The sequence below is a fragment of the Saccharopolyspora phatthalungensis genome (assembly GCF_014203395.1).
Lineage (GTDB): Bacteria > Actinomycetota > Actinomycetes > Mycobacteriales > Pseudonocardiaceae > Saccharopolyspora > Saccharopolyspora phatthalungensis.
In genome coordinates this window covers 1-22,299 of sequence record NZ_JACHIW010000001.1, presented here as the reverse complement: position 1 = coordinate 22,299, position 22,299 = coordinate 1, and the positions used below count along the sequence as shown (strand labels likewise).

Annotated in this window: 12 protein-coding genes; 9 read left to right on the top strand and 3 right to left on the bottom strand. The window is 68.5% G+C overall.

What is annotated here, in order from left to right; translation table 11 throughout:
• Position 1: 1 nt before the first annotated feature.
• The 3 genes from BJ970_RS00060 to eccCa all read right to left on the bottom strand — a co-directional run bounded on the left by BJ970_RS00060 (position 2) and on the right by eccCa (position 8,368).
• The gene (locus tag BJ970_RS00060) at positions 2–2,839 is read right to left on the bottom strand and encodes an ATP-binding protein (RefSeq protein ID WP_312864040.1); all 2,838 of its coding nucleotides are present in this window, start codon (positions 2,837–2,839) and stop codon (positions 2–4) included.
• A 361-nt stretch (positions 2,840–3,200) separates the two neighbouring features.
• The gene (gene mycP, locus BJ970_RS00055; protein WP_184721872.1) at positions 3,201–4,394 is read right to left on the bottom strand and encodes a type VII secretion-associated serine protease mycosin; all 1,194 of its coding nucleotides are present in this window, start codon (positions 4,392–4,394) and stop codon (positions 3,201–3,203) included.
• Positions 4,391–8,368 carry a type VII secretion protein EccCa gene (gene eccCa / locus BJ970_RS00050; RefSeq protein ID WP_184721869.1) on the bottom strand — a complete coding sequence of 1,326 codons (3,978 nt, stop codon included), beginning with the start codon at positions 8,366–8,368 and terminating at the stop codon, positions 4,391–4,393. The genes mycP and eccCa overlap by 4 nt, the downstream gene beginning before the upstream one ends.
• Positions 8,369–8,564: 196 nt before the next feature.
• On the opposite strand from eccCa, the gene eccD reads away from it, so the two are divergent.
• From eccD to BJ970_RS00005, 9 genes are all read left to right on the top strand, one after another.
• On the top strand, positions 8,565–9,983 hold the full coding sequence (gene eccD, locus BJ970_RS00045) for a type VII secretion integral membrane protein EccD (protein ID WP_184721866.1): 1,419 nt from the start codon (positions 8,565–8,567) through the stop codon (positions 9,981–9,983).
• A 51-nt stretch (positions 9,984–10,034) separates the two neighbouring features.
• Positions 10,035–11,423 (top strand): type VII secretion protein EccB, encoded by a 1,389-nt coding sequence (gene eccB, locus BJ970_RS00040; protein WP_184721862.1) that lies wholly within the window; start codon positions 10,035–10,037, stop codon positions 11,421–11,423.
• 92 nt (positions 11,424–11,515) lie between these two features.
• On the top strand, positions 11,516–11,815 hold the full coding sequence (locus BJ970_RS00035) for a hypothetical protein (protein ID WP_184721859.1): 300 nt from the start codon (positions 11,516–11,518) through the stop codon (positions 11,813–11,815).
• Between the two features lie 37 nt (positions 11,816–11,852).
• Positions 11,853–12,140 carry a WXG100 family type VII secretion target gene (locus BJ970_RS00030; RefSeq protein WP_184721856.1) on the top strand — a complete coding sequence of 96 codons (288 nt, stop codon included), beginning with the start codon at positions 11,853–11,855 and terminating at the stop codon, positions 12,138–12,140.
• A 107-nt stretch (positions 12,141–12,247) separates the two neighbouring features.
• Positions 12,248–12,745: a hypothetical protein gene (locus tag BJ970_RS00025; RefSeq protein WP_184721853.1), complete on the top strand. Its 498-nt coding sequence runs from the start codon at positions 12,248–12,250 to the stop codon at positions 12,743–12,745.
• Between the two features lie 191 nt (positions 12,746–12,936).
• Positions 12,937–16,014 carry a hypothetical protein gene (locus tag BJ970_RS00020; RefSeq protein WP_184721849.1) on the top strand — a complete coding sequence of 1,026 codons (3,078 nt, stop codon included), beginning with the start codon at positions 12,937–12,939 and terminating at the stop codon, positions 16,012–16,014.
• Positions 16,015–16,055: 41 nt separating this feature from the next.
• A complete protein-coding gene (locus BJ970_RS00015; protein ID WP_184721846.1) occupies positions 16,056–16,514 on the top strand; it encodes a YbaB/EbfC family nucleoid-associated protein in 459 nt (152 codons plus the stop codon).
• Complete coding sequence (locus tag BJ970_RS00010; RefSeq protein WP_184721843.1) at positions 16,501–16,827, top strand: hypothetical protein; 327 nt, start codon at positions 16,501–16,503, stop codon at positions 16,825–16,827. The genes BJ970_RS00015 and BJ970_RS00010 overlap by 14 nt, the downstream gene beginning before the upstream one ends.
• A 332-nt stretch (positions 16,828–17,159) precedes the next feature.
• The coding region (locus tag BJ970_RS00005; protein WP_446689095.1) for a WXG100-like domain-containing protein at positions 17,160–22,299 on the top strand (5,140 nt) is incomplete at its 3' end.

The window sequence follows — 22,299 nt, the reverse complement described above, 5'->3', positions numbered from 1 at the left end:
ATCAACCGCAATATCGGTCCTTCTGCGGCAGCGGTCCGGATTGCCCGGAACGGGGGTGCCGGGTGGCCTCGATGGCGATCTCGACCCGGGAACGCACCCCGAGCTTGGCCAGGATGCGCGAGACGTGCACCTCGATGGTCCGTTTGGACGAGAACAGCATGGCCGCGATGTCCGCGTTGGCGTGGCCGTCCGCGACGAGCCGGGCGACCTCAAGTTCGGTGGGAGTGAGGGCGTCCCAGCCGGTGGCCGTGGTGCGGCTCCGGGCGCGCAGCCGGCGCATGCCGTGCGGTCGCAGCCGGGCGTCGGCGCGAAGCAGGTCCCAGTTGGCGCCCAGGTCGGTGTAGATCCTGGTCGCTTCGACGTATGCCGCGCGGGCGGCGCCGAGATCGCCGCGCCGGGCGAACAGGACGGCGGCGTCTTCCAGCGCCTGGGCATGCCTGGGCGGCTGATCCACCCGCCGGTAGGCCGTTTCGATCAGGAGGGGGTCGCCCTTGAGCAGTCCTCGGCAATGCTGGGCCGCCGCTTCGACTCCCGGAGCCGAGCCCCGGGCGGCATCGGCTTCGCAGGCATCGGTGGCGCGGACCGCGGTGTCGCGGTCGTCGGCCGCCAACGCGAGCCGTACCAGACGTGGCAGCCAGGTGTGCCGCGTACCCGGGTGCGCCCCGGACGCCAACGCCGTGCGCAGACACGCCACGGCATCCTCCGGGTGGCCGTTGCGCTCGGACTGCATCGCTTGCGCCAACAGCGCGAAATCGGTCCCGTCGGCGAGGTTCCCGGGCGACAGCTGTGCCCCGGGAGCGGCGCGATCGCCGCGGTGATTCGCGATGATCGCGATCAGCTCGCGCAACCGTGCCTGGTGCGTGGTGGCCATCCGGTCGTAGACCTGCATCGCCGCTTCCAGTTCGGCGACCGCATCGTTCCACCGCCCGGTGGCGTGGAAGTGCTCGGCTACTGCGAGCCGCGCCGCGCCGAGCCTGGGCGCGGCGGCGCTTCGCTCCGCGACGACCAGCATTTCCCGGACGGCCTGCTCGGCCTCGTCGACCTTGCCGAGTTCGAGGAGAACGGGCCGCTGATCGGCGAGGATCTGCAACCGCAGGCCGCCGTATTCGGGCTCATTGCCCAATTCGGTCAGGGCGCGATCGAAGTCGGCAGCCGCCTCCGCCAGGTCGTACCGCCCCGCCGAGACCATGCCCCGCACGTGCAGCGCCAAGCCGATCGCCAATCGATCGCCGCCCGGCCGCCCCGCCTCCAGCGCCTGGCCTGCCGTCGCCGCCGCGGGTTCGACATGACCGAGGCGAAACCTGATGGTGGCGAGCAAGCCTTGCAGGCGGGCGGTCCAGCGACTACCCAGTTCGGGCGCGCCGATGGCGTTTTCGAGCACGGTCCGGGCCTGGTCGTGCCGGTTCCGCGTGGTCAGCGACCACGCGAGGTGCCAGCTCGTCTCGGCGGCGGTCGCGGGGTCCTGGGTTTCGGCCAGCAGCCGCTCGGTCAGTTCCTGGGCTTGCTCCGGGCGCCCGAGCAGGAGAAGCACGGAGGCCAGCGTGAGTCGCAACGGTTCCAGGCGAGCGTCGTCGGGATCCAGCGCGGCAGAGCACGAAGTAAGGAGGTCGACGGCGATTTCGGGGGCACGGTCGGCCAGCTTGCGCGCATTGCGCACCAGCCAGTCGACGATCCGGTCGTCGATGCTGAGGGCAGCCTCGCCGGGCAGGGCGGCGAGCAAGTGCTCCGCGATGTACTCGATCCGGGCGCCGGTCGCGTCCAGCGCTCGGGCGGCTTGGTTGTGCAGCGCGAGCCGAAGCGCGTGCGGAATCCCTTCATACAGGGCTTGCCGGACCACACCGTGGCGGAACTCCAGCCGGGCACCGGATTCGAGCAGGATGCCGCAGGCCAGGGCCTCCTCGACGACGCCGACCAATTCCACCACGGGACGGCCGGACACCGTGCTCAGATCGGTGACCGAGAACGCCGGGCCGAGCAGTGCCGCCACCCGCAGCACTTCCCACGTGGTTTCACCGAGGAGGCGCAGTCGGGCGGCGATCAGCGCCGCCACCGGTTCGGGCAGCGTCGACCACTCGGAGGTCAGCTCGACGTCGTCCGCCGACCGGGTGAGGTGGCCGTCGCGGTTGAGCGCGTCGACGATTTCGCGGACATACCTGGGGTTTCCGGCCGCGCGTTCCAGGAATTGCCGCAGGGCCGGTCCTACCGCCGCGGTGTCGAGCAGGTGCCCGGCGAGCTCCGCCGTCGCGGCGGCGCTGAGCGGATCCAGCACGATGACCGATGCGTGCGTGGCGATCTGCCCGCGCCGAAGGCAGGCCAGTTCCGGGCGGCGGGGAGCCGGACCGGCGGCGGCGATCAGCAGCAGCGGCAGGTGCCCGATCATCCGGCCCAGGCGGTGCCAGACCTGCAGGTCCGCCTCGTCGGCCCACTGGATGTCGTCGATCATCAGAATCACGGGTGACGTGGTGCACATGCGGTCGACCAGTGCCAGCAATCGTTCGCTGACGACCGCCGACGGATCGGGGCAGGCACCGGACAGCATCTCGCTGATGGCCCGCCGGTCGGGATCCGGCGAATTCGCCGCGACACCGAGGCAGTCCAGCATGACGCGCAGCGGATACCGCTGCGCGAACTCATCGGCGGTGCCCCGGAACACCTGGCAGCCGAGTTCCTCGGCGTCGGCCAGACCGGCCGCCAGCAGCGCCGACTTGCCGATGCCGGGCTCGCCGTCGATCCATACCGATCCACCGCGCCCTTGCGAGACCTGCCGGACGGCGTCCTGGAGAGACCGGACTTCGTCGTCGCGGCCGATTAGGACGCTGTCGTCAGCGAAGGACTCCACGACCCGCTCCTCGCTCCGACCTGGGTGAGAGGACCAGTGCCTGCGCGGCGAGACCCACCCAGGTCGGCGATCGCTTCGCGTGCCGGGCGCTGTCGTTCCCGCTGGCGTTGAATCCGCGCGTCTTCCGGCCACGAAGGCAGCCCGAAACACGCCCGGTCCCAGCGGCACTGCTTTGAGGTCCCGGCCATGACTTTGCATCGCAAGATTCTGCCGCGGGCACGGCGGAGTCAAGCTCAGGCGGGATCTAGTACACGCACTCTGCCCCAACGGGCACGATCACTGATCGTTTCGGGAATCACCGCCGCTTATCGAGGGTCGCTGTGAATAGTCGCTGTGAATACCGGTCGTTCCTGCGGTCCGTCTAGTCGGTGGCCGGGGTCTCCGGCTTGCTGGCCGCCCAGGCAGAGCGCCAACCCCGTTTGCGGCCACGTCGGATGACCGCGGCCGTCGAAGCGCCGAGCACCATTGCGGTGACCACCACGATGGCGAGCGCCACCGCGATGTACTCCGGGGTGTGGTCGACGATCGGCACCGGAGGCACCCGGACCGGCGGAGCCGGCTCGCCCAGCGGCTTTTCCCCGGACTCCTCTGGCAGCACCCGCGCCACCGCCGCATACGGGTCGACAACGCCGAAACCGAGCGCGGGGTCCGGCAGGGCGGAGCCAGGGTGGTCGGCGGTGGCCTCCATCCGGTGCCGGACCTGGTCGGCGGTCAGCCGCGGGTGGTAGCTGCGGACCAGCGCCGCCGCACCCGCGACGAATCCGACGCCGACCCCGCCGCCGGAGCCGGTGATGTGCCCGGGACCGCTCGGGCCGATGCTCACCACGTTGTTCCCGGGCGCCGCCAAGCCGGGCGTCATGGCGGGTGCGGTGTTCGAGCCGCTGTGCCGCGGCGCCCCGGTCTCGTCGATGCCGGAAACCGCCAGCACGGAGGGAAAAGCGGCCGGGTAGGGGGTTTGCCCTTCATCCATGTCCAGGTCGGCCGCGGCGATCACGAGCACGTCACGCGCGGCCGCATAATCCACGGCCGAGCGCAGCGCCGGCGCCGGACTGGGCGTACCCATTGACACCGCGATCACTTTGGCGCCGCCATCCACGCCGCGCCGGATTCCGTCGGCCAGCTTCGACGGATCGACCTCGCTGGGACTCTGGGCGACCCGGATCGGCAGAATGGTGGATCCCGGCGCGATACCGGCGAAACCGACACCGGGGGTCGGAGCGGCCGCGATCAGGCCCGCGATGAACGTGCCACGGCCCGCGCAGTCGTTGTTCGCCGGGCCGGAACCGAGCAGGTCCGCCCCCGACTGCACCCGGCCGGCCAGCGTCGGCGCCGTCGCGCTCACTCCGGTGTCCACGACCGCTACCAGGATCGAGCCGCCCCGGCTGAGGTTCCACGCCCGTTGCGGCCCGAGCCGCTTTTGCGACCACGGCAACTCGCGGACGACGTTGTTCGCCGGCGCGGCGCAAGAGCCGGTCTGTGCGGAGGCCGGAAACGGCACGGCGACGAGCCCGGCGAGGATCAGCAGCGCGGTCGCCACTAGACCCGGCCGCCTCATGATGCGCTCCGGTCCGCCGCTCCGGCCGGCTCCAGCCAGGCCGTCTGCAGCAATGTCGCACTGCGCCGCGTGACCATGTACGCGCGTCCCGCGGGAAGAGTGCGCGGACGCATCCCGTTGAGCAGCGGCATTTCCGTGGGCGGGCAGGACAGCGCCAGATCCGGGGTGTTGGACTCCTGCATGCGCCGCACCACCGAATCCATCGACAACCGGCCGGAACCGGCGGCGCTGCGGGCCAGGATGACGTGCAGGCCGATGTCGGCGGCCTGCGGCAGCAGGTCCAGCAGGGAGTCGAGCGGGCCGCCCATCGAACTGGCGAGCAGGTCGTAGTCATCGACGAAGATGTAGACCTCCGGCCCCGACCACCAGTCACGGCGTTTCAGCTGCTGCGGTGTGACGTCCGGACCGGGCAGCCGCTCCCGCAGTTCGGCCGCGACCGGGCCGACGAGTTCGGACGCCGCGGCGCCGGAGAACGCGAAGCCGCGGCGGTATTCGTCCGGCACGGCGTCGAGCAGGGCCCGGCGGGAGTCGATGAGGATCATCTGCGCCTCGCCGGGCGCGTAATTCTGCGTGACCGCGTGCGCGATCAGCCGCAGCACGGCGCTCTTGCCGCTGGCGGTGTCGCCGAGCACCGTCAGGTGCGGCTGGCTGGAGAAGTCGTGCCACACCGGCTGCAGGTCGGATTCGCCCAGGCCCAGCGGCACCCGCAACTGGCCATCCGGCGCGGGCATTTCCACCGCCGGAAGCACGGCGGGCAACATCCGCACCGGCGGCGCGAGCGGTCCGCCCCAGCTGTCGGCGACCGTCTCGCTCAGCGAGCGGGCGGCCTCGGCCAGATCGTCGGTGCGCTGCCGGCCGTCGATGCGCGGCACCGCGGCCAAGAAGTGCAGCTTGTCGGGGGTGAGGCCGCGACCGGGCTGCTTGGGCACCCCGGCCGCCGCGCGCATGTCGATCACCGAGTCGATCGCGTCGCCCAACCGCAGCTCCAGCCGGGTGCCGAGTTGGTCGCGAAGCGCGCTGTGGATGTCCGACCAGCGGGCAGTGGTCAGCACCACGTGGATCCCGTAGGTCAGGCCTCGCGCGGCTATCTGCCGGATGGTCTCGTCGTGCTCGTCGAAGTCGGAGCGCACCGTCGACCAGCCGTCGACGATGAGGAACACGTCGCCGAACGGGTCCTCGGTGATCCGGCCGTCGCGGCGCATCGCGCGGTACTCGGCCATGTTTTCCACGCGGTGCTCGGCGAACAGCTTCTCCCGCGTCGCCAGAACGCCCTGCACCTCGGCCACCGTGCGGCTGACCCGCTCGGTGTCCATGCGGCCGGCCACGCCCCCGACGTGGGGCAGCTCGCTGAGTGTTTGCAGCGTCCCGCCGCCGAAATCGAGGCAGTAGAACTGCACTTCCACCGGGGTGTGGGTGAGCGCGAGCCCGGTGATCATCGCTCGCAGGAGCGTGCTCTTGCCCGACTGGGTACCGCCGGCGATGCCCACGTGCCCGCCGGACCCGGAAAGGTCCACCAGGTACAGGTCGCGAGCCTGCTCGAACGGCTTGTCCACCACGCCCACGGGCACCGACAGCCGGCCGCGTCCCGGCCAGCCGACCGCGCATTGCCCCAGCACCGGGTCGGGCGCCAACGGCGGGAGCAGCTGGTCCATCGTCGGCGGTTCGTCCAGCGGCGGCAACCAAACCTGGTGCGCCGGCGGGCCTTGGCCGCGCAGCCGGCCGACCGCGACCTGCAGAAGCGTCTCCGACGACTCCTCGGCACCGGAAGCCTCGGGTTCCACCTCGACCGGTTCCGGCGCGGCCTCCCGGTCGGGCAGCCGGGTCGCGCCGAACGGCACGACCTGCCGGCGCACCTCCTCCTGCCGCTGTTCGACCGTGCGCCGCTTGAACGGCGCGGAGACGTATGCCGCCTTGAACCGGATCAGCGTGGCGACGTCCGACCGCAGGTAGCCGTTGCCCGGCGCGCTGGGCAGCTGGTAGGCGTCCGGGACACCGATCACCGACCGGCTCTCCATCGCGGAGAACGTGCGAAGCCCGATCCGGTAGGACAGGTGGCTTTCCAGCTTGTGCATGCGGCTGTCGTCGATGCGCTGACTGGCCAGCAGCAGGTGCACGCCGAGCGAGCGGCCCAGCCGGCCGATCATGACGAACAGCTCGGAGAAGTCCGGGTGCGAGGCCAGCAGCTCGCTGAACTCGTCGACCACCAGGAACAGGCTGGGCATCGGCGCCAGCGGCGTACCTGCGGCGCGGGCCTTCTCGTACTCCAGCAGGGAGCTGTAATTGCCCGCGCTGCGCAGCAGTTCCTGCCGCCGCACCATCTCGCCCTGCAAGGCGTCCTGCATACGCGTGACCAGGGGCGCTTCGTCGGCCAGGTTCGTGATCACCGCGGAGGTGTGCGGCAGCTCGTCCAGGCCGAGGAACGTCGCCCCACCCTTGAAGTCCACCAGGACGAAGTTGAGGATCTCCGAGGAGTGCGTGACCGCCATCGCCATCACCAGCGTGCGCAGCAACTCGCTCTTACCGGAGCCGGTGGCACCGATCAGCAGCCCGTGCGGCCCCATTCCGCCCTGGGCGGACTCCTTGATGTCCAGCTCGATCTTGGAGCCGTTCTCCGCGATGCCGATGGGCACTCGCAGCCGGTCCGGGCCGTTGGTCCGCGGCCAGACCCTGGCCGGGTCCAACTGGTCCATCTCGCCGACACCGAGCAGCGCGCCGAGGTCGAAGTCGGTGACCATCGGCTCGACGATGTCGGCGGTCGCCCCCAACCGGAAAGGCGAGATGTGGCGCGCCAGGGCCTCCGCCTTGCGCACGCTGAGCGTGTCGGGTGTGGCCAGCTTGGTGCGGACCTCGGCACCGGATCGGTCGTTGCGGATCATCTCCAGCAAATCCGGGCTGACCTCCAACCGCAGCGTGGTCCGGTTGGCGGCGGTCGGCCAGCGCTCGACCAGGTTGATCACGATGGCGTTGCGGTATCCGGCGCCCATCAGCCTCGACTCGGTGGGTAGGTCCACGCCGTCGACGACCACCACGACATAAGCCTCGTCCCGGGACGGCGCGGCTCCCGCCTCGAATCGCCCGCGCTCGCCCAGTTCGCTGGCGAGCAGCGCCTCCAGGTCCGCGGCCGAATGGGCGGTGAGCCGCACGTTGCCCGCCCCGTCCTGTTCGGTGCTGTGCTGCGAGTGCGGCAGCCACTTCACCCAGTCCCAGTTTTCGGCTTGGTCGTCGCTCGTGCAGACCGCGACCTTCAGGTCATCGGGGGAGTGGAAGGTGACGAGCTGGGCCAGGATCGCGCGCATCAGCTTCCGGCCGGCCTCGGCGTCCCCGCGCAGCTGCACCTGCGCGAACCCGCGCAGGAAGACCGCGGTCGGCAGGTCGTTGACGGTGCCGTACGCGCGGATGAAGCGGCGCAGCCCCTTGGCCGAGAGCGGTTCGAGGTCCTCCACTGGCTTGCTCTGCGGCGGCGTGATGGTCATGGCCAGCTTCTGGGGGATCAGGCCGATCCGGATCTCGGCGAAGTCGGCGTGCGACATGCGGCGCTCCCACAACCGGCCGCTCATCGCCACCGACCACAGGCCGGCCGGGTCGGGGTGCCGCCACACCATCGCGGTGCGCTGCTCGGCGGCGGCGTCGCGCACCTGCTTGCGGACTTGTCCGAGGTAACGCAGGTAATCGCGGCGCTCGCCGCGCATTCGCCGCTTGCGTTCTCCCGCGGATCGGCCCATCTGCCCGAATCCCATGGCCAGCATGCCGACCGACATCAGGGCCACCGCGACCAGCGCGATGCCGCCGCGGTTGCCCATGAACATCAGCATCATGGCGCCGGAGCCGATTGCCATCGGCAGATACATGAGAAGGCCGCCGATGCCCCCGCCCGCCGATTCGGAAAGCGTCGGGGGTTCTTGCAGGGAGAGTTCTCCGCTTGGCATGTCCGGCGGTCGCTGCCGAGCTGGTCGGCGGAACAGCGTCACGCTCACCGCGATCGGTCCTTTCTCTCCGCCGCCGGCGGGCTCGCGGACCTCCGCGGAGAACGGCGACAGGTAGTCGGTATTCGTTACCCGTTACTTGAGACACGGATATAGAGGTCTCTGCGGATCTGCCCGTTTCTACCCGTCTTCAACTACGTGCGCCGTTGGGGTGAACTTAGCGCCGAGCGGCCTTCGTGTTTTGGGCATGACGGGAACGACGCAGCCCACAGTCGGCGCCGGCGAGGTGTGCCGGCTGACGGTCTACGGCCCGAAATCGCGCATCGAGCTGGCGGTACCTGCGCACGTGCCGGTGGCCGACCTGCTGCCGACCTTTCTCGGCCACCTCGGCCACGAGTTGGGCAACGCCGGTCTGGAGCACGGCGGCTGGGTGCTCCAGAAGCTGGGCGAGCCGCCGCTGGACGAGGACCTCGGCACCGCTGCGCTCGGCCTCTACGACGGTGACACCCTTCACCTGCGACCCCGCAACGACCAGTTGCCGCCGGCGGACTTCGACGACCTAGCCGACGGGATCGCGACCGGTATCTCCGAGCGCAAGGACGCCTGGCGGCCGGAGCTGACCCGGCGGTTGTTCCTCGGACTACTCGGCGCGGTCCTCGGCTTTGCCGCGCTGCTGTTGCCGGTCATCGCGATCGGTGGCGGTGTCGCTATCGCGGCCGGCGTCATCGCGCTCGTGCTGGTGCTCGGCGCCGCGGGTGCCTCCCGCGCGATGGGGGACAAGACCGGGAGCGTCTTGCTGTCGGCCGGTGCTATCGGCTTCGCTCTCGTGGCGGGACTGGCATTGCCCGCGGTCGGACGGTCGTTGTTCGACGGTCCAGGCGTGCTGACCGCACCTGCGATTCTTTCCGCCGGTTGCTGCATGGCGGTGGTCGCCGTGCTCGGAAGACTTGTGGTGGGCCCCGGTTCGGACCCCGGGTTCCTCTCCGCCGGGGTGTGCGCTGCGCTGGCGGCGACCGCCGGCGGGCTCTCGCTGTGGGACGTGGTCGGGGCGAAGGGTGCCGCGGCGATCGTGCTCACCTTGACGCTGGCGCTCGGCATGCGCGTCCCGGTTCTCGCGGCCCGCATGGCGGGCTTGGTAGTACCGCCGCTGCCCGACACGGCCGAGGAATTCCAGCAGGACATCGACCCCGAACCGAGCCGGGAACTGCTGGCACGCACGGCCCGCGCCGATGATTTCGTCACGGCCCTCTACATCGGCCTCGGAGTCGTCGGCGTCGGCTGTCTCGCCGTGTTGGCGTCGAGTCCCGGCTGGGCGCCGCTGACGCTGGCATCGGTGGCATCGGTACTGCTGATGTTGCACTGCCGTGAACTGCTCAGTGCCCGGCAACGTCTCGCCGTGCTGATCCCCGGAGTTCTCGGCCTCGCGATGGTGCTGACCGCGCTCTGCGTGTCGGGGACCCTGGTGCTGCGACTCGCCGTGATCGGGGCGCTGATCGCGGTCGCCGCGCTGCTGTATGCGATTGCCCGTCGGATGCCCGGACGCAAGATGCTGCCGCACTGGGGCCGCGCCGCCGACTGGAGCCACACCGTCCTGGCTATCTCGATCATCCCCCTCGCGCTGGCGGCGATGGATCTCTACTCCCGGGTGAGGGCCGGATGGTCGTGACCCGGATGGTCCAGACATCGAGGTGTCCCGAATCGGTGAAGGAGGTGTGCCATGCATTCGCGCAGTGATCAAGTCCAAGCGCACTCGTTCATGACCGCGCGACTGGTTGCCGCGCTGGTGCGCGCGGAACCGGACATGGCCACCCCGCCGCTGCGCCGGACCCCGGTGGGCATGGTGATCGGGTTCATGCTGGCCGTGCTGATCGTGGCCGGGTTCGCCGTGGTCTCGATGATCTGGCCCGGCGGCGCGACCCAGTGGACGCAGCCGGGAACGCTGGTCGTGGAGAAGGAAACCGGCACGAGGTACGTGCTGGCCAACGGCGTGCTGCACCCGGTGTACAACCTCGCTTCCGCCCGGCTGCTGCTTGGCGCGAAGATGACCGTCGCCAGTACGCCGCAGGCTTCGCTGGCCGGTGTGCCGCGTGGGACGCCGATCGGCATCATCGGAGCACCGGACTCGCTGCCGGACCCCCAGTCCGCCGGCGGTAGCTGGCTGGTCTGCGCGGGATCCACAATGGACCAATCCGGTTCGACCCGGCCGGTGCTGTCCCTGGGCATCGGTTCCCCGGCGGACGCGCCGCCCATCCCGGACGACCGAGCGGTCCTGGTGCGCGTTGCGGACGGCACGGATTACCTGGCGTGGCACGGTCGGCGCCTGAAAGTGACCGCCCCCTGGGTGGGCCGGGCGCTCGGCTACAGCGACAACGCGGCCATCCGCGTTCGCGATGCCTGGGTCAACGCACTGCCCGCCGGACCGGACCTCGGTGCGCTCCAAGTGCCGGGCCAGGGCCAACCCGGACCCGTGCTGGACGGCGATCCGTCGTCGGTCGGCCAGGTCTTCGTGGTTGACGGTGTCGGTGTGCAGGACCGGTATTTCGTCCTGACCCGGGACGGGCTGCTCCCGGTGACCAAGACCGGAGCGGCTATGGCGCTGGGCAACCCGGCCACCGCCGCCGCCTACGGTGGTGGCAAGGTGACGGCGAAGAAGCTGACCTCGGCGGCGCTGGCGTCTGCCACGGTGTTGCCCGCGGGCGACACGATGGCAGAGTGGCCGCCCGCTCCGCCGGACCTGATGACCGACCGCAAGCCGTGCGTTCGCGCCGTCACCAGCGGGCATGACATTTCCCAGAGCCTGGTGGCGATGCCGAAGTCGTGGCATGCCGCACCGGTGGACGGCCCCGGCCTCGCCCGCACCGCGCTGACCGCGGACCGAATCGCGGTGCAGCCGGGTAGCGGCATGCTGGTGCGCACCATGCCCGCTCCCGGGACGGACGGCGCGGGTCTGTACCTGATCGCCGAACCCGGAGCGAAATTTCCCGTGGCGGACGAGAAATCGGCCGAAGCACTCGGCTACTCGGCCTCGTCCGCCATCGGGGTGCCCGCGAGCCTCCTGGACCTGCTTCCCACCGGTCCAGTGCTCTCCGGAACGGGTGGGGGGTGACGCCGCTACATCAGGATGAACACTGAACAGCCCGGTGTCGGGCGACGCAGACCCACCGGTTCTTCAATTCCCAGTTAAAAGGAGCAAGAGGAATGCAAGACGCCTACGGCCTTAATGCCGAGCAGATGACGAAGATCATCCGGGCCACCGAGGACGCGCTGGGCAAGATGCGCCAGCTGAACAACAACGTCACGACTCAGGGCGCCGCCCTGGCCTCGGCGAACCAGTCGGACTCCGGTCGCATCTTCCAGGACAAGTTCAACATCTGGGCCCAGGACTTCTCCCAGATTTCGGGCAACCTGCAGAACCTGAACGAGAAGGCGAAGGCGCTGCTGAACATCCAGCTCGCCAGCACCGGCGACGCCATGGGCATCGCCAGCAAGGTCGACTGAAATCTTTCCGAACCCCCTACGTTGAGAGGGAAATACCTTGTCTGATTTCTTCGTTAGGCACAGCCAGTACAGCGACGTCAACCAGGTTCTCGCCCAGGCCGTCGGCTTCATGGGCAGCGTCCTTGAGGAGCTGAACACGTTCCTCAAGGGCATGGGCGAGGCGACCCAAGGTCAGGCCGCGCCCCTGTGGCAGGAACAGCAGGTGCAGTGGAACAAGACCTACACCGACATGCACCACCGCCTGAACACGGGTCACAAGGCGTCGAACGAAGCTCAGCAGATTTTCCAGGATGGCGACCGTCGCGGGGCGGCCATCTTCGGCTGATGCATTCCCCTTTGTGAATGCAGGGGCTTGGTCCGGGGCCTGCGGCGCAGCAGGCCCCGGGCTAGGCCCTGACCCACCCACCATCGGCGCAACGAAGGAGTAAAGCCATGCCGGATCCCAATGTCCCAGGTGCCCCGATTACCGCGTTCGACCGGGGGCAGTACGAAAAGCTCATCAAAGCCATCGATTCCGTCGACCATTCGCTGTCCCAGCAATTCCTGAAGCCCGGCGTGGACATCCGGCTCGACGGCACGTTGGGCAGCCGGATGCACGTCGGCGACCAGGCATGGTCGGCGGTGACGGACTTCATCAACTCCGCCAAGGAGTTCGGCTCGTCGGTCGACAAGGTCAACCGCCAGTACAGCAACGACTGGCGGGGTTTCATCGATGCGCTCAACAAGGCCAAGGACGTCTTCGAAGAGACCAACGACCTCGCGAATTTCAGTGCCGACAAGTTCGTGAACGAGTACCCGGACATCGCGGGCTCGGCGGGCGCCGGCGGGTACAGCAGCTACGGCGGTGGTGCCGGCGGCGGTGGCAGCAGCACTTACGGCGGCGGTGATACCGGTGCCGGCGGCGGTGGCGGCGGCCCGGCCGGTGCCTGATCAAGTCCGTCTGTGGGGCACGAAGACCCCGCGGCCGATCCGGAATGATGTGCTCGGGCACATCGTGATGTCCCCGGGCGACCACGGATGCGCCGGTATTCGAGCCCCACGGCGCGGGCCGTCGTTTTCCGGTGAAGCAGTACTCTTAACCAGCTAGCCGAACGGGCCATCGTTGTGATCGAGGAGAATCAATGTCTGAAGAGGAATCAGGCAATCTGAACGTTCCCGGCAACACCCACTGGACAGAGTGGAACTTCGGGCAGGTACTCCTCGCTCTCACCGGTGACAAAGTCGACTTTGGAGCTGCGGACAAGCAGTGGCTCAAGTACACCGCCGACACGGCAGGGAAAGAGTACGACAAAGGCTCGGGCATGGCCGATCAGATCGGCTACCACGCCTGGGACAAGCAGTACTTCGGCGCCAATTACAACTACGACGCCTACCGGGCATGGCGAGACCTGTCCAGCAGGATGGACACGATCGCACAGGATCTGTATTCCCTTCGGCGTGGTTCGCTGGATCTCCCGAGTGTTCGGGACGCGCGGCGGAAGGTCGAGGAGTACGAGCAGTGGCTGAAGCAAGCCTCTGACGATTACCGCGCCTGGGCCAAGAACCTTGAGGCGCCGGACTCGAACGTCAAGGGCCAAGCGGCGAACGTGATCCAGCAGCGGATGGAAACCAACGCCGATTCGCTCCAAGACCTGCACGAGCAGGTCACAAACAATAACGGTGTCAAGGTCTCCGATGCATTGTACGAGATGGAGACCCAGCTGCGGTTGGCCGCGGAAAAGCTCGCGCAAACGTGGTTTCGGATCAGCAGCGAGGGTATCGGCTCGATGCCGGAAACGGGGGCCGCGAACCACGCGCGAGAGGTAGTGCAACACCTCATCGACGGCACGATCGTGCACGGCCAGCCCAACTACTCGTTGGACATCCTGGTCGCCCTGGACGGGCGCAAGGGCGCGCAGAATCGCATTACCGAAGTGGTGAACACGTTCCGGCTGGGGAGTCTCGCGAATGCCGAGACCTGGACCAAGATGAACGACGAGATCAACAACCGGATCTCGCAAATGATGGACGAGCTGGACAACGCCGCGCGAGACGCCATGCGGGACCTGCACCCGGCCATGCTCACCGCGACCACTGCCCTGACCGCGCTCACGGAGCCGTCGACCAGCAACTCGGGCGGTGGCCCCGGTTCGGAGGTTCCGCCTGGTGGCGATACGAGCCTTCCGCCGCTTGACGGTGGCTTGCCGCCCGGTGGTGATTTGACCGTTCCGCCGCCCGGTGGTGACCTTGGCTCGAATGTCCCGCCGCCCGGCGGTGATTTGGGTGGTGGCCCTGGCGCCGGCGGTGGCTTGGGTGGTGGCCCTGGCGCCGGTGGCGGTTTGGGTGGTGACGTGCCTGCGCCTGGCGGTGATTTGGGTGGTGGCCCTGGCGCCGGCGGTGGCTTGGGTGGTGGCCCTGGCGCCGGTGGCGGTTTGGGTGGTGACGTGCCTGCGCCTGGCGGTGATTTGGGTGGTGGCCCTGGCGCCGGTGGCGGTTTGGGTGGTGGCCCTGGAGCCGGCGGTGGGGCGACTGTTCCGCCGCCTGGTGGCGGTTTGGGTGGCGGCGTGCCTGCGCCTGGCGGCGGCTTGGGTGGTGGCCCTGGCGCCGGTGGCGGTTTGGGCGGTGGCCCTGGCGGTGGCTTGGGTGGTGACGTGCCTGCGCCTGGCGGTGGCTTGGGTGGCGACGTGCCTGCGCCTGGCGGTGGCTTGGGTGGCGACGTGCCTGCGCCTGGTGGCGGTTTGGGTGGCGACGTGCCTGCGCCTGGCGATGGTTTGGGCGGCCCTGGAGCTGGCGGTGGCTTGGGTGGTGGCCCTGGCGCTGGTGGCGGCTTGGGCGGCGACCCTGCGGCTGGTGGCGTCGTTCCGCCGCCCATTCTCGGCGGTGGCCCTGGCGCTGGTGGTGGTTTGGGCAGCAGGCGGAACGTGCCGGATCCGAACGGCGGTGGATCCACTGGGTTGGATGCGAATGGCAACCCGCTGCCCGGGTTCGATCAGAACGGCAACCCGTTGCCTGGGCACGATGAGAACGGTAAGCCGCTGCCTGGATTCGACCAGAACGGCAAGCCGCTGCCCGGTTTCGACCAGAACGGCAACCCGTTGCCTGGGGGGAATCCGGCCGATGGTGGTCTTGGTGGCGGCTTCGTGCCTGGCTTGGACGCCAACGGCCACCCGCTGCCCGGCTTCGACCAAAACGGCAACCCGTTGCCTGGGCACGACTCCAACGGCCAGCCGTTGCCCGGCATGGATCCGGCTGATGCCGGTCTTGGTGGCGGCTTTACGCCTGGCTTGGACGCCAACGGCAACCCGCTGCCCGGTTTCGACCAGAACGGTCATCCATTGCCTGGGCACGATTCCAACGGCAACCCGCTGCCCGGACAGAATCCGGCCGATGGCGGTCTCGGTGGCGGCTTTACGCCTGGGCTGGATGCCAACGGCAACCCGCTGCCCGGCTTCGATCAGAACGGCCACCCGTTGCCCGGGTTCGACTCCAGCGGCCACCCGCTGCCTGGATTCGACCAGAACGGCAACCCGCTGCCCGGAAGCAGCCCGGCCGATGGTGGCCTTGGCGGCGGCTTTACGCCTGGGCTGGATGCCAACGGCAACCCGCTGCCCGGCTTCGATCAGAACGGCAACCCGCTGCCTGGCTTCGACTCCAACGGCAACCCGCTCCCCGGCTTCGACCCTGCAGGGGGCGGCCTCGGGTCCGGCGCAGGCGCGGGTGCAGGCGCAGGGGTGCCAAGTCCTGGCGGCGGGCTCGGCGGCGGCTCCGGACTCGGTGCCGGCTCCGGACTCGGCAGCGGCGCTTCCTCTGGCCTGAGCACCGGTGCCGGTTCGGGCCTGGGCGGTCCGGGCAGCGGCTCCGGGCTCGGCGGCGGCGCAGGCGCGATGCAGATGCCGCCCGCGCAGATGTCCGGTGGTTCGCCCGGTGGCATGGGTTCGCCCGGCATGATGCCCCCGATGATGCCGCCAGGCATGGGCGGCATGGGCGGCCAGGGCAGCGATCAGAAGGAACGCGAGCGCGAAACCTGGTTGTCGGAGGACGACGAGGTGTGGGGCGCCAATGAGGCCAGCGGGCTGAGCGTGATCGGTCGGCCCGATGAAGAAGGCTACGAACTGGACGAGGAGATCGTGGCCGCCGGGCCGGTTCGCGGTGCGCGTCAGCCGGCGCAGCAGCCCACCGAGGGCCAGCGCGAGGAGGAGACCGCGACCGGAAGCGCGTAGCGCGACAGTCACCAATCCCGAGCGAGGAAAGGACAAGTGCCATGTCATCGCCCATGTTCAATGAGATGGAGACGGCGCTCCAGGAGCTTCAGAGTCAGCAGAAGCGCATTCGCGAGGCTCAGGAGCAGGTCGAAAAGGAAACCACGTCCTTCCGTACCAAGGACCGCATGATCACGGCCACCGTCGATCACCGGCAGCGGCTGACCGGGCTGAAGCTGTCGGGTTCGCGCTATCGCAGCCTGGCGCCCGCGGAGCTGGCCAGCCGCATCGTCGAGGCGGTGCAGACGGCGCAGGACGAGGCCGCGAAGAAGTCCATGGACGTGTTCAACCAGCTGGCACCGACCGGCGTCGGTCTCCCGATCGGGGAGATCTTCAATGGTGACTTCGACCTGAAGCAGATGTTCGAAGAGGCCGTCAAGACCGCGGAAACACCGCTGTTCCCGGATAACAAGAAGCCGAGCGGCAACAACGAGGAGGCGGATACCAATGGCAGCAAGTGACGACTCGGCCTTCTGGGCCGACATACAGGGGATGCGGACCGGCGCCGGCACTGTCGGGGATCTGGCGGGGTCCGTAACGGCCAAGCTCCACAGCCTCCGCGTGACCCGCGAGCAGCTCAAGGAAGCCGCGGGGACGACGCCGGCCATCGCGAATCCGGTGGAGAAGCAGTTGGCGGTGCTCGACGGGGTCTTGCATGCTCTCGAATCGTTCGGTGAGGTGCTGCGCGGATCGGAACAGGATCTGGGCGACCTCAGCAAGGTCTACGACGACATGAACTCCGATGCGACGAACTCGGCTTCGAAGCGGACGTAGTCCCGTTGCCGTTTGTGACCGTCTCGGCGCTGCGCCACGGTCACGCGGCTGCGCTAAAAGTCGATAGCAGCATTGCTGACCGGGATCGGCGTCAGGGCGGGATTGATCGGATCCGCCCTGGCGCCGATCGGCGATATCCGGTCGGTATCGGGTGCGCGTGGTTCCGGGTCGCGCGTGCCCTTTTTTGCGTGGTTTTGCTATCAGAACGCGCAAAACCCCTGCGCATATGGGGGCAAATGGGTTAAGGGCGGGAGGGCTGGTTCATACTACCGGCGCGGCGGTCGTGTGACTTGGGTCGAGCGTGATCTGATTGGGTGGTTTGTGTGTCCTTGATGGTGCCGGAGGGGGTGAGGCGGCTTTTTCAGGTTTTGACCGGTGAGGATATGACGGATGCGGATGAGGATGCGTTGTTCGCGGTGGCGGAGCGGTTGGAGTCGGGTGCGGTGGCGGTGGAGGTGTTGGGTCCGGTGGTGGGGGAGGTGGTGGGGCGGGTGCGGGGTGGGTTTTCGGGGAAGGCGGCGGATCGGTTCGCGGAGCGGTTGGGGGCGTTTGGTCCGGTGTTGGAGTCGGGTGGTGTGGGTTTGCGGGAGTTGGCGGGGTTTGTGCGGAATTTGGCGGTGCAGGTGCAGTATTTGAAGTTTGTGACGGTGGGGGGTTTGCTGCTGTTGGTGGCGGAGATCGCGTGGGCGGTGGCGATGGCGGGGCCTACTGGTGGGGCGAGTATGGCGTGGTTGGCGGCGCGGTTCGCGGTGATGCGGTTGTTGCTGACTCGGTGGTGGGGTCAGTTGTTCATGCGTTTGGCGATGAGCCAGGTGGTGGGGGTGGGGTTGCAGGTGGTGATGGATGCCGGGGCGCAGGGGTTGCAGTTTGCGTTGGGGACGCGGGAGAAGTGGGATGCGGCGATGTCGGAGATGGCGGTGGGGGTCGGTTCCTTTAGTGGGTTGCTGGCGGTGCCGCTGTCGGCGTTGGGCAATGTGGTGGGTAATGCGATCAGCAAGGTGTTGGTGCGGGGTTTGGGTGACAAGATCGATGTTGAGGTGTTGGCGGCGGCGGCCAAGCATGCGGCGGAGGAGCATGCGGAGCGGTATCCGGTGTCTTCGGTGGCGAGGTTTGCTGATGTGGTGTCGAAGGATATTGATGATTTCACGGGGATGTCGGTGCGGGCGATGTGGGCGGTGCGGTTTGGTCATGGGTTGGGGGAGGCGTTTGAAGAGGGCCTGACCGAGATGCTGGGCGAGGCTGGGTATGGGGCGATCAGTGGTCAGGGTGCGCAGTGGAATCCGTTCTCGTTTACCGCTGGGGTGTCGGAGGCGATCGGTTCGGGTGTCGGAAACATCGCGGGTCTGGCGCTGCGTGGCGAATTGCTTCCGGCTGGGAGGGCCCGGGACGCCTGGGAGAAGGATTCCGGCAGCGCCGAGAAGCAGACCGAGGCGGAGACGTTCGAGGAGTCGAGGGCGGATTCCGGTTCGCAGACGGGCGAGAAACCCGGGTTAGCGGAGATCAACGGTCTTCCGGAGGCCTACCGCGAAAAGCCCGGCTACCTGACCGAAACGTCCGATGTGAACAATGACATTCCGGCCACACCCAGCGTGCCCCGTGATGTGCATGCCGGTGCCGCAGCGGGGCAGGACGCCAAGACCGCCGTTCCCGAGCAGGACATCGCGGCGGTGTCGCGGGATGGGGACGAATCAACGGTATCTGGTGCGCTACGGGGTCACGACAGACCGGGCACGCCGCCGCCGCCGTACAGCCTGCCGCAGGGCGCCAGCCTTTCTCGCGGCGATTCCCGGGGTTCCGACGGTACGGCAGGGGTGGGTGACTCCCGTGCTGGCATGCCGCCGCCTGCCTACAGTCCGGATACCGGAGATGGCCGCGCCGATGTCGCACCGTCTGGTGTGGACAATGCTGCGGGGTACCGCAACGGCCCGCTGGCCGCTGACGGTGGTGTCACAGCCGGAGCTTCTCGTGCCGATTCGCCGCAGCGTGACGGCCTCGGAACGGCTGGTATAGCGGAGTACCGGGGCGATCGGTCGCCTTCTGATGGAGCGGGCCCGGCGGGGAGCCCACGTGCCGGTGCACCGCCGGTGCATAACTCGGTCGCCGGCGGTGACCACGCGAGTGTTCTGCCTTCTGCTGCCGACGGCTCGGAGGCGCGTTCGGCTTCGGAGCCGGCGCCGGGTTCGCCTAGCCCGGGAGACCCGGCTGACCGAAGCGCCGCGCTCGTGGATTCCCGTCCCGATTCGTCGGCATACGACGACCACTCTGCCGAACTGTCCCAAGTGGACAGTGTTCGGATGGGAGATGGTGCGCCGCAGTCGCCGGTGCTTCCTGACACGTCGGTGCTGCCGGAGTCGTCGGGCGCGGTGTCTTCCGGTGGCGTGGTGCCTGGTCCGGTGGGGTTGCCTGCGGGTGCGGTGCGGGTGTCGGTTCCGGCGGGGGTGGCCTCGGGTGCCGGGATTGCGGAGTTCGTGCGCGGTCAGGTGGGCGATGCCGGTACGGGTCCGGTGGTGTTGGTGCCTGGGGAGGGTGCGGGTCCTGGTGTGGTGTCCTCGCGTCAGGCTTCGGAGGTGGCGCGGGGGTTGGAGCGTGATGTTGTCGCCTTGATGCCGGAGCGTGGCCGGCGTGGTCCGGAGTGGATGCGGTTCGCGGCCGATGGGTCTCGTCCGCGTCCGTTCGGCGCGCTGGGGCAGCTTCAGGGTCCACAGCAGACCAGTGCGCGTGCCGGGCTGGGCGGTTTGGCGAGTTCGTCGACTGCTGTCCCTGAACGGGAAACGGTGGTTGCGGGTTCGGCCGAAGCGAGTAGCGCGGCGACGTCGTCGGCGGGTATGCAGAGCCATGCCGAAGAACGACCGGCTTCGGCTTTTGTGGCTGGGTCGTCGGAAGAGGACTTGCGTAGGCAGGTTGAGTGGGCTCGGTCGGTGGGTGGGCCGCGTGCGGTCGCGGTGGGGATTGTGCAGGGTACGCATGATGTGGTGGCGCTGGCGCGGGGTGATGCGGGTGTGTCGCTGGATGATGTGGTGGCCCTGGTGGCGGCGCGGGCTGGTGAGATGGGTCGTGATGGGGCGGTGCGGTTTTCCCGGGAGTTGGCGGACAGGCTTGGTACCCGGGGGTCGGGGTTGGGCGTTCGTGCCGGTGCCGGCTCGCTGAGTGAGAGCAGAGGCCGCAAGCGGGGACGTGACGATGGTTCGGTCGATGACGGTGCGGCGCGCAGGCCCCTGGGTCCGCGGGATTTCACGATTACGCCGGAGTTTAGCGTTACCAATGCGTCCGATTCGGGGTTGTCGCTAGGGCCTGGGGGCGCGAGGGTGGATTCGGCGCCGGTTGCGGTGGACGCGGCCGGGGCGGCGTACGGGGAGTATGGGGAGTCGGTGAACGAAGCGGGGCGACAAGAGGCGCGTCGTGCTCGGGATGCGGGTAAGCCCTACAGCGGCCCTGCGCTGGGGAGGAAGTTCGGGAAGAGCCGGCAGTGGGGGTACACGCGGCTTACGGAAATCAGAGACGACGGTGGTCTGACAGAACGGCAGGGTGCGTCCGATTCGGGCTTGTCGGTGGGGCCCAATGACGTGAGGGTGGACCCCGCTCCGGTTGAGGCGGACGCGGCCGGGGCGCCGAATGGGGAGTGGGAGTCGGTGAATGCGGCGTCGGTGAATGAGGCGGCGCGGCAGGAGGCGCGTCGTGCTCGTGACGCGGGTGAGCCCTACAGCGGCCCTGCGTTGGGGAGGAAGTTCGGGAAGAGCCGGCAGTGGGGGTATGCGCGGCTTTTGGAAATCAGGGATGAGAGTGGTCTGACAGAACACGAGATGCGTAGGCAGGAACAGGAGTGGTCGCGAGAAGAGGTGCTGGCGGAGGCGCGTCGTGCTCGTGACGCGGGTGAGCCTTACACGGGTGATTCGTTGGCGGAGAAGTTCGGCATGAGCAGGCGGTGGGGTTGGGCGCGGCTTGAAGAAATCAAGGGTGAGGGTGGTGTCACTAGGTCCGTTATGCAGGCGCAGGAAGCGGAGCGGTTGCGCGAGGAGGCGCGGGCGGAGGCGCGTCGTGCTAGTGCCACGGGCGAGCCCTACACCGGTGCGACGTTGGGGAAGAAGTTCGGAATGAGCGCGTCGTGGGGACAGCACCGTCTTGCGGAGATAAGTGATGAGGTGGAATTGATCGGGCGGGTTTTGGCGGCACAGGGCCAAAAGCACGAGCGAGAACGAGAGGAGGCGCGAGTGGAGGCGCGTCGCGCTCGTGACGCGGGCGAGCCCTGCACCGGTGCGACGTTGGGAAAGAAGTTCGGGAAGAGCGGTGCGTGGGGGCGGGCGCGGCTTGCGGAGATCAACGATGCGGGTGGTGCGACACGGCGGGCCGACTGGGCGCTGGCGCAGGAGGCGGCGCGGGTGGAGGCGCGTCGTGCTCGTGACGCGGGTGAGCCGTATTCCGCTGCGACGCTGGGGGCGAAGTTCGGGAAGAGCGATGCATGGGGTGCGCATCGGCTTGTCGAAATCAGTGCGGAAACTAGGGCCAAGAGTGGTGCGGGGCAGCGGGTTTCTCGGAGACGCGAGTGGGAGAGGGAGCGGGCGGCGGCGCGGGTGGAGGTGCGTCGCGCTCGTGACGCGGGTGAGCCCTACAGCGGTGCGACGTTGGGAAAGAAGTTCGGGAAGAGCACATCGTGGGGCTCGCGTCTGCTTGCGGAAATGAGGGACGAAGGTGATGCGACTCGGTTGTCTTCGCCAACGCAGGAAACGGATTCGCGGTCGGCTGTTCCGCTGATCGAGGCTCCCGCGAGCAACGGTCAGGTCGGTGGTACGGCCGCCGACCCGGCGGATGATCTGGTGTTGTGGGGGTTTGATCCGGCCGTTGATGCTGAGTTGGGCCCGGCGGTTGAGGATTGGTCGTGGCCCGATGTGTTCGGGGCGGATGACGCGGGGCTGTTTGCTTTCGATGCGGACTTCGATATGAACGCGGTTGATCTCGGCTTCGGGGGGATGGATTCGGTCGATGAGAGTGTGGGGCGTAGGCCCTCGGGTCCGCAGGATTTCGCAAATCTGCCGGGGGTTTGGGGCGACGGCGCGGCCGTTGGTGGCTTGCCGGGGGTCGAGCCGTGGTCCTCGGGTCATGCTGGGGTGCCGGGTGGCGGTGTTCCGGATCTGGCGGCTAGCGGGGGTTATCTGGATCCCAGTGCGGCCAAGGTTTCTGAGGGAAGTGTGCCGGCGCAGAGTGTCTCGCCGGTGGATCTCACTGGGCGGTCACATTCGGGTGTGTCGCAATCGGGTGTTGAGTCGAAAGGTGTGGCGGGCTGGACGGAATCGCATTTGTGCATGGAGGTTGAGTGGGCTCGGTTGGTGGGTGGGCCGCGCGATGTGGCGGTACGGGTTGTCCAGGGCACACATGATGTGGTGGCGTTGGCGCGGGAGGACGCGGATGTGTCGCTGGATGATGTGGTGACCCTGGTTGCGGCGAAGGTCAACGAGGTTGGTCGTGGTGAGGCGGTGC

Coding starts and splice junctions, on each gene's coding strand:
- mycP (WP_184721872.1), bottom strand. CDS start 4,394: ATGAGGCGGCCGGGTCTAGTGGCGACCGCGCTGCTGATCCTCGCCGGG.
- eccD (WP_184721866.1), top strand. CDS start 8,565: ATGACGGGAACGACGCAGCCCACAGTCGGCGCCGGCGAGGTGTGCCGG.
- eccB (WP_184721862.1), top strand. CDS start 10,035: ATGCATTCGCGCAGTGATCAAGTCCAAGCGCACTCGTTCATGACCGCG.
- BJ970_RS00035 (WP_184721859.1), top strand. CDS start 11,516: ATGCAAGACGCCTACGGCCTTAATGCCGAGCAGATGACGAAGATCATC.
- BJ970_RS00025 (WP_184721853.1), top strand. CDS start 12,248: ATGCCGGATCCCAATGTCCCAGGTGCCCCGATTACCGCGTTCGACCGG.
- BJ970_RS00020 (WP_184721849.1), top strand. CDS start 12,937: ATGTCTGAAGAGGAATCAGGCAATCTGAACGTTCCCGGCAACACCCAC.
- BJ970_RS00015 (WP_184721846.1), top strand. CDS start 16,056: ATGTCATCGCCCATGTTCAATGAGATGGAGACGGCGCTCCAGGAGCTT.
- BJ970_RS00010 (WP_184721843.1), top strand. CDS start 16,501: ATGGCAGCAAGTGACGACTCGGCCTTCTGGGCCGACATACAGGGGATG.